Source organism: Candidatus Hodarchaeum mangrovi (genome assembly GCF_975850365.1).
Window position 1 is genome coordinate 39,900 of the sequence record NZ_CDLCQJ010000032.1, and the last position, 7,461, is coordinate 47,360.

Consider the following 7,461-nt stretch of genomic DNA (forward strand, 5'->3'; position numbering starts at 1 on the left):
CAAGTTAATAGCTTACCTGAACTGGTTCAAACATTGGTCATATAATTGCCAATCCTACCTTAAGTAGTATTTTAAACATAGAATAACTTTTAAAAAATGAAAAAATAGGGGATTAATGCATTATTGAAGCCATAATTCCCTTTTGAGCATGAAGGCGATTTTCTGCTTGATCAAAAATAATAGACCATTTACCATCTGCAACTTCATCATCCACTTCCATTGCTCGATCTTGGGGAAGACAATGCATATAATATCCTCGTCCTTTATTGGTAACATCCATTAATTCAACAGTTGTCTTCCAATTTTTATATTTGTTCATGATTTCAGGCATAATTTCTGGTTTAGCTGGCCTAACTCCTTCTATGCCATGCGCATCGAGAATTCCCCAACTTTTGGGATATACAAAATCAGCTCCTTCAAATGCAGTCTTCATATCTCGCTCTATTGTAAATGATCCACCAAATAAATCACAATGTTCCTCAACTTTTTTAATTATATCAGGATGTAAATCCATTTCCTGTGGACAAGCCAAAGTTACATCCATACCGAACATTGACGGAGCTAATACACCAGTTTGAGGTACAGCCATTGGTTTTTGACCTGCGGAATATGCCCAGCTCATAACGAATTTTTTCCCCTGTAATTTATTAAAATCATGGCTACATTTTTCATATATTGTCATTACATCAGCCATTCCTTGACATGGATGATAAATATCGTCTTCCATGTTTATTACTGGTTTTTCAGACCAATGAGCAAAGTTTCGGATGATTTTATGTCCTTTTCCATAGATCCATCCACATTTACCTCCATAAATACGAATTGATATTGCATCACCCATTCTAGATAAAACTCGAGCTACATCTGATACACGTTCAGTAGAATAAGCTACTTCATCGCCTTTTAATGCTGGAGTATAAATTGCACCAGGTTCTAAGAAATGAGCATGTCCACCTAGTTGTGTCATTCCTGCTTCAAAAGAGTTTCTTGTCCTTAAACTATCATTATAAAAAACCATAAACAAGGTTCTTCCTGGAAGAATGTGTCTATGGTCTTCATGGGTCACAAAACGACGTTTTAAGTCTATCCCGACACTTAACATCGTCTCAATTTCTTCTCGGGTAAATTCAATCATTGTAAGGAAGTCGCGTCCTTTTAAATCTTCAGTCACTACCATATTACTTTCACCAAAAAAATAATCTAAAGTTCTTTAGATAATATAGATAATTATTCTCCAAGTACTTAATCTAAAACATCAACTCCTCCATCCTCCTATATTCAAATTTGTTATTGAAGAATAGCTTGGCTATCAAGAAATTATATTTTTTGCTTTAGAAAATTCACCTAATACTTTTTATTTTATCAAAATATTTCAAGGTTAAAACTTTAATTATTTACTGTAGAATCAATTATTAAAAGGAAAAATCATAGAATGTCCTTTGAAATTATTTCATTTGACTTATGGAATACGATTGCTTATATAAAGAAACCATTTAATCTCTCTTTCAAACAAGAGCTTAATTTAGCATGGGAGTTAGTTAAAGAAGTATCAAATTTATTTTCCTTTAATGAATTTATGAATTTATATCACAAATTTTCTGTACATAACTCTATACTCAATAATACCAAATTAAAAGAAATAACAATGGATAAGGTTTTCTTATCGATTTTTTCTGAATTAAATCCCCAAAATATTGTTGCAAATCAAAAATACACGGACCTATTAATTAAATCATTTTTTAATAATATTTTAGAATATACTCAAATCTTTTCTACCATCCCTTCTCTACTCCAAGATCTGAAAGAACATAATTTTTTCTTAACATTAATTTCTGATCATGATTGGCCTCCAAATGGGTATGATTTGTTGAATAAATTTAATCTTACCGCCTTTTTTGATACCATTGTTTTTTCAGGGGAGGTTGGATTTCATAAACCTCATTATTTAATGTTTGAAACCGCTATTAACGATTTAAATTTGAGTAACCGCGAACAGTTGCTTCATATTGGGGATGATTATTACCGTGATGTTTTAGGTGCTATTAATTTTGGCGGAAAAGCTATTTGGTTAGATTTTTGGTCAGAGGAGATATATAAAGAAAAGAGGTATCGAAATCCTAAAAATTTACCATTACATCCAGGTATTGTAGCTAAATTCGCCAAGATTGATGAATTTGGAGGAAGCAAATTTCTAAAACGATTGCCACAAAAATGAGGTATATAAATATCAATGTATGATTCTTACAAAATATCGTAATTTCTTGATATCTTTTTTCAATTTGATAATAACATTTTTCAGAAGGATTTAATTATGGATCGGTCACAAGATGAGAAATTGAGTGAGTTCGAAGGTATAATTCGACCAATTGACATTGTAAATGATGCGCAAAATCTTGCTGATTTTTTTAATGAAATTGATGAACTTTGGCCTGGAACATGGACTCGTGGAATCCCCTATACAAAACAATTGGCAATTGATTTTATCAATAAGAGAAAATCTCTAAAGAATTTTGTCGCTTTTAATCCTGATGGAAAATTAGTAGGTTTTTGTTCGGTTCATAAAAGAATGGAAGAACCAAATGTTTCGTACATTGGAGTTCTTGGAGCACATCCCTCAATTCTTTCTAAAAAATATGGTAAGAATTTACTTCTCGCTGCAGTTGACTTTAGCGTTAAAAACGGTGATTTACGGCAAGATCTTAATACTTGGGCATCAAATATGAAGGCCGTTCCTTTATATAAAAAGATCGGTCTTCAATGGGTTCCTGATACGAGTGTTTATATGCAAAATTATCTTCCTGCTATTCTTAACCACTCATTTTGCAAGCCTTTTTTCGAAAAACATCCTAATTGGTATTCAAATCAAGTCCGTGAGATTACTCAAGCTCCTGATGATCATAAATTAGCAGATATGAGCGTTTTTAAGTATTATTTTAAGGAAGGAGAAGATTCACTAGAAGTCACTATTGATCGCTTTAGTCGTTCAATAGTTGGTATCTCCCGAAATTTAGAGGGAAAATTAATACAAGTTATCCTTAGACAAAACACACACGAAGTTTTCACAGGAATAGAAACTAATTTTCATCTGGGTGTTAATCATAATTTAGGGAAAGCTCTTCCTTTATCAATTAATTTTGAACCTTCTAAAGAGATCTCTATTCATAAAATGACCGCTAATACTGAAGCTCTTCCAGAGGGTTTAATTTATTCCAATTATTATTTAGTTAATTCAACAACTCCCGATTCAAATGTATATCGAAAGACTCCAAGTTTAAAGGCACATTTAAATGTTAATGGAGAGCTATTCACCTTAGAAATGGGTGTAAGAGCTAAGCAATTAATAAATATAACCTCTCACCATCTTGACTGGTGGTATCCCACGGGAATAATTGATCTTCCTTTAGTCATTCAGAATAGAACTCATGAACCGATCCAAGGAGAGATTCGCATTTGGTCTAATGCAAATATTGAAATAATAGAAAAAATTTCTCCAATTACACTTTCTTCAGAGGAAGTTATTGGGAAGAAATTTCAGATAAAAGTCCCAAAATCATTTTCAGAATCTTCTATAACACTTTACGCTCAATTAGTAATTAACAATAACAAAAGTCGTATTTTTGAGATTCCTCTTTTTGTTTCAAATGATCCATCAGTCGCAGCTGGTTTACTCTCAGATTCTAAAAAGATAATTCTATTGAATCAATTTATAAGGACAGAAATTAACTTAGAAGGAGCTCGAGTTACAATTTTATCTAAGGATTATTCTTTGATGGGAATTGGAGTAAATTTATTAGATTTTGGTCCACCCTTTGGGTTTAGTGAATTTAATCAAGTCGAATTTTCTTCTAAAATCTCCAAAAATGAAGATGGAATTGTTGTAAGACTGTCTAAGGCGAGTTTGTCAAAACCTGAGCTAAAATTTAATCGCCTTTTCAAATTGTCTCCCCAAAATCATCATATCGAAGTTTGGGAAGAAATTGAAAATCATGGCTCAATTGATGACTCATTGAGTGTATTAATTCAACCTCATTTCACTAATGGAGTAAGCTTACCTATAGGTGAAACATATTTAGCACTTGATGGTGAAATATTACATGAAAAAAATGTAATTTGGCCGATTAGAGAGGGGGATTTACCTGATGAATCAGAGCGATTTGAACCCTGGATTTGCATTGATGTGGCTGGGGTTTCTTATTATCATATACATGATCCAATCAATACTTCCGCTGATCCAAGTAGAAACAAATTGAATTATTTAGAAAAAACGCTAAACATTCCTGCTTTAACTGTTGTTAAAGGACCAAAAAGTTGGCTAGGAATTTCTAACCAATATAAATGGAAAGATATCAGACAAAAAGCACGCTTTTTAACTCAAGGAAAATTATTGTCTGTTCGAGAAAATAATCAAAAAGCTAAAGCTGCACTTAATTTACTCATCCCTCAAGAGGACTTATTACTTGGGAATTCAGAAAATAGAATTAATCTGACAATTGAATCATATCGTAATATGCCTTTAAATGGCAAATTAACTGTAAAATCCCCTGATGGATGGTCTATTGACATTGATAATGATCAAATTGAAAATTTATGCTTTCAAAATTCTCATCAGTGCAAATTGACGGTCAAACTACCTGATAGTATATACTTCGGAATATATCCCCTAACCGTTCTTATTCAAAGTCCTTTCAATAATATTATGAAAAGATTTTTAGTTTTAGCTTTTCAAGCAACATCCCAACCTAGAATCGAGATTCTTCCTCAACATCAAGGTAAAAAGCAAGTTTTACTTAGAAATGAGAGTTTATCTATTACTAGTTCAGAAGATTTTGCCGGTGCTATGACTTCTCTTAAATGGAATGATATTGAATATCTCTGCAGTAATTTTCCAATGCTAATTCCTTCGGTATTTTTCAATAAGGATCCTGGTGGGGTATATAACTCTCTTCTCGGAGAAAATGATGAACTAGATGAACTTAAGTATATTGATGAAAAATACGTATATGAAGAAACTCATGATGGACCTTGGAAAGGAGTACAATATACTGTTAATATCAACGAACAGAAATCATTGAAAGGTTTAGTTCTTAAGATCTCATATGAGATGTTAGGAGGAAACTCGAGGATTTTAAGAATTAGAATTAGAATAGATAATCCAACAACAGCAGCATTTAGATTCATTCATATTGGATTTCTATTCCCTGGATTTGAAGGAAAACGTGATGAAATGTACTCAATGTTGGATTTTGATGATCCTTCTCAAATCTATGAATTCTCACGAAAGAATCCTATACCATTAATTGGATTAGGGTCTTCTTCTATAAAAAGTCTTTTTTATCATAAAAATGGACATTCTTTGTCGCTAATTCCAGATGTTGAAAAATCTAATGTTTTGATTTTTGATGCAGGTGAAATGGTTTCAGCAGGTGGTGTCTTTTCTAGTTGTTACCTTGAACCGAATCAATCGAATGAAATAATTTACTATCTGGTCCCAAATTTACCTTCTGAAAATAATGCTAGAGATGTTCAAGAACTATTTTCTCATTGAAATTTACTCAATATTTGAAACCAGTCAGTTTGAACAAACTTTTAAGAATTTAAGCTTGATTGAATTTTACAAAAAAACGAAATGGTGAATTAATGGAGAATGACACCTTTGAAAGGTTTTTGAAAAAGTCAGGTAGAAAGTCTAATGTCATTAACAAGTATCTGACGTATGTTCAACTGTATGAAGATTACTTAAAAGAAAATAAATTCAAAGAATTAAAAAAAGCCGTATCAGAAGATCTAGAAGATTTTCTTCAACATTTCGAGGCATCAGAAAAACAATCTTCAAAAACTGTAATCTATACTTTACTATTATATTATAAAGCGACTGATAATAAAGTTATGAAGGACAAAGCTCAAAAATTACGACTTTTGAAAAAATCTAAAAAGACTCCATTTTTATTAGACAAAATTCTTGATGTGGACAAAAGATTTATAGAAAAGCTATCATCTGAAGGTATTAAAACTGCAAATGACATGATATTAGCTGGAAAAACAAGAAAAAATAGATTTGATTTAGCTGAAAAGTTGGAAATCCCCTATGAGGTTATTCTCGAGTTAACAAAAATTTCTGATTTAACTAGAGTAGGATATGTTAAAGAGAAATTAACCCGTCTTTATTATAACGCTGGTATCCAAACACCTGAAATATTAAGTCAATGGGATGCAAAAAAATTACGAAAACACTTTGAAGTATATATTAAAGATACAAATTGGGATGGAATGGTTCCTAATCTATCTGATCTAGTTAATAACATTGAAAATGCTAAAAAATTATCATCTATAATTGAGTATGATGATTAAAACAGTTAATTCTTTTGTTTTTATAACGAATTAACAATAATTAAGTTTTTGAATCTACTTTTTTTATGTAAAATAAAAACGTTAAACAATCAAAATTAAGATTAGGTGAATCAGAATGACTGAAAAAGTATTGCAAGGCGGAACTTCGTTAAAAGTAGGAGATAAAGCTCCAGATTTTACGCTACCCGCTCAAGATGGAAAAAAAATAAAACTTTCTGACTTTCGTGGAAAAAAGAATGTTATGCTTGCGTTTTATCCTCAAGATTTTACTCCAGTATGTTCCCACCAATTACCTTCATATAGCAAACAAATAGAAAAATTTGAGGAATTAAATACCCAAGTTTTAGCAATTGGAGTAGCTTCAATTCCTGTTCATAATGCATGGATAGAAGCATTAGGAGGTTTAAACTTTCCATTATTGGCAGATTGGGTACCTGCTGGTGAAGTTAGTAAGAAATATGACGCTTTTATTCCCCGAATCGGTTTCGGAAAGCGTGCTATCTTTATAATAGACAAAAAAGGTATTATAAGATATATAGATGTACCAAACGAGTTAAATGAAGGCCCTCCAAATGAAAAACCAATTTTCAAAGCGTTAGAAGAACTTCAAGAGTAATATATCTCTTTTTTCTTAAATTTTTTTTATTATTAGGGTTATATGTTTGAAATTTCTGCTAGCCTAGGCAAACTTACCATTAAAGTTAAAAAAATGGATTTAGTCAATACAATCCATTAAAAAATAACACACCCTTCCACCGAAAGATTGATTGAAAGTTTAAAAACGTTTACCAATTCTAGGTGTTAGATCTAATCGCTCCCAAAGTTTTAAAGCTGATTCCTTAGACTGTTGACTAATTTGAGTAGCATCTAATGATGTGTGAATCCCATTCTTCACAATAGTTTTTCCATTTACAATTACTCGTTTAATGTCTCTCCGTGAAAACGAACCGTATACTAGATGTCCAAAAACATTTTCCCTATGAATGGGTGTAGGTAATGCAGTACAATCGAATATTACAAAATCAGCTGCTTTCCCGACTTCTATTGAACCAATATGATCTTTAAGTCCTATTGCTTGAGCTGCATTTATAGTTATCATTTGAGTGACTTGTA

At 31.7% G+C, this 7,461-nt stretch carries 6 protein-coding genes; 4 read left to right on the plus strand and 2 right to left on the minus strand.

The annotated features are described in order from the left end of the window. Positions 1-112: 112 nt before the first annotated feature. Positions 113-1,177, minus strand: a complete 1,065-nt coding sequence (locus ACWVCY_RS04075) for an ornithine carbamoyltransferase (protein WP_455140481.1) — start codon at positions 1,175-1,177, stop codon at positions 113-115. A 255-nt stretch (positions 1,178-1,432) separates the two neighbouring features. On the opposite strand from ACWVCY_RS04075, the gene ACWVCY_RS04080 reads away from it, so the two are divergent. From ACWVCY_RS04080 to ACWVCY_RS04095, 4 genes are all read left to right on the plus strand, one after another. Next, positions 1,433-2,215, plus strand: a complete 783-nt coding sequence (locus ACWVCY_RS04080) for an HAD family hydrolase (RefSeq protein ID WP_455140483.1) — start codon at positions 1,433-1,435, stop codon at positions 2,213-2,215. A 96-nt stretch (positions 2,216-2,311) separates the two neighbouring features. Next, complete coding sequence (locus ACWVCY_RS04085) at positions 2,312-5,545, plus strand: GNAT family N-acetyltransferase (protein WP_455140485.1); 3,234 nt, start codon at positions 2,312-2,314, stop codon at positions 5,543-5,545. A gap of 92 nt (positions 5,546-5,637) precedes the next feature. Further along, complete coding sequence (locus tag ACWVCY_RS04090; RefSeq protein ID WP_455140487.1) at positions 5,638-6,348, plus strand: DUF4332 domain-containing protein; 711 nt, start codon at positions 5,638-5,640, stop codon at positions 6,346-6,348. A gap of 115 nt (positions 6,349-6,463) precedes the next feature. Further along, complete coding sequence (locus ACWVCY_RS04095; protein WP_455140489.1) at positions 6,464-6,964, plus strand: peroxiredoxin; 501 nt, start codon at positions 6,464-6,466, stop codon at positions 6,962-6,964. 159 nt (positions 6,965-7,123) lie between these two features. On the opposite strand, the gene ACWVCY_RS04100 is transcribed toward ACWVCY_RS04095, so the two are convergent. After that, a partial coding sequence (locus ACWVCY_RS04100; RefSeq protein WP_455140491.1) for an amidohydrolase family protein occupies positions 7,124-7,461 on the minus strand: 338 nt, incomplete at its 5' end.

Coding starts and splice junctions, on each gene's coding strand:
- ACWVCY_RS04075 (WP_455140481.1), bottom strand. CDS start 1,177: ATGGTAGTGACTGAAGATTTAAAAGGACGCGACTTCCTTACAATGATT.
- ACWVCY_RS04080 (WP_455140483.1), top strand. CDS start 1,433: ATGTCCTTTGAAATTATTTCATTTGACTTATGGAATACGATTGCTTAT.
- ACWVCY_RS04085 (WP_455140485.1), top strand. CDS start 2,312: ATGGATCGGTCACAAGATGAGAAATTGAGTGAGTTCGAAGGTATAATT.
- ACWVCY_RS04090 (WP_455140487.1), top strand. CDS start 5,638: ATGGAGAATGACACCTTTGAAAGGTTTTTGAAAAAGTCAGGTAGAAAG.
- ACWVCY_RS04095 (WP_455140489.1), top strand. CDS start 6,464: ATGACTGAAAAAGTATTGCAAGGCGGAACTTCGTTAAAAGTAGGAGAT.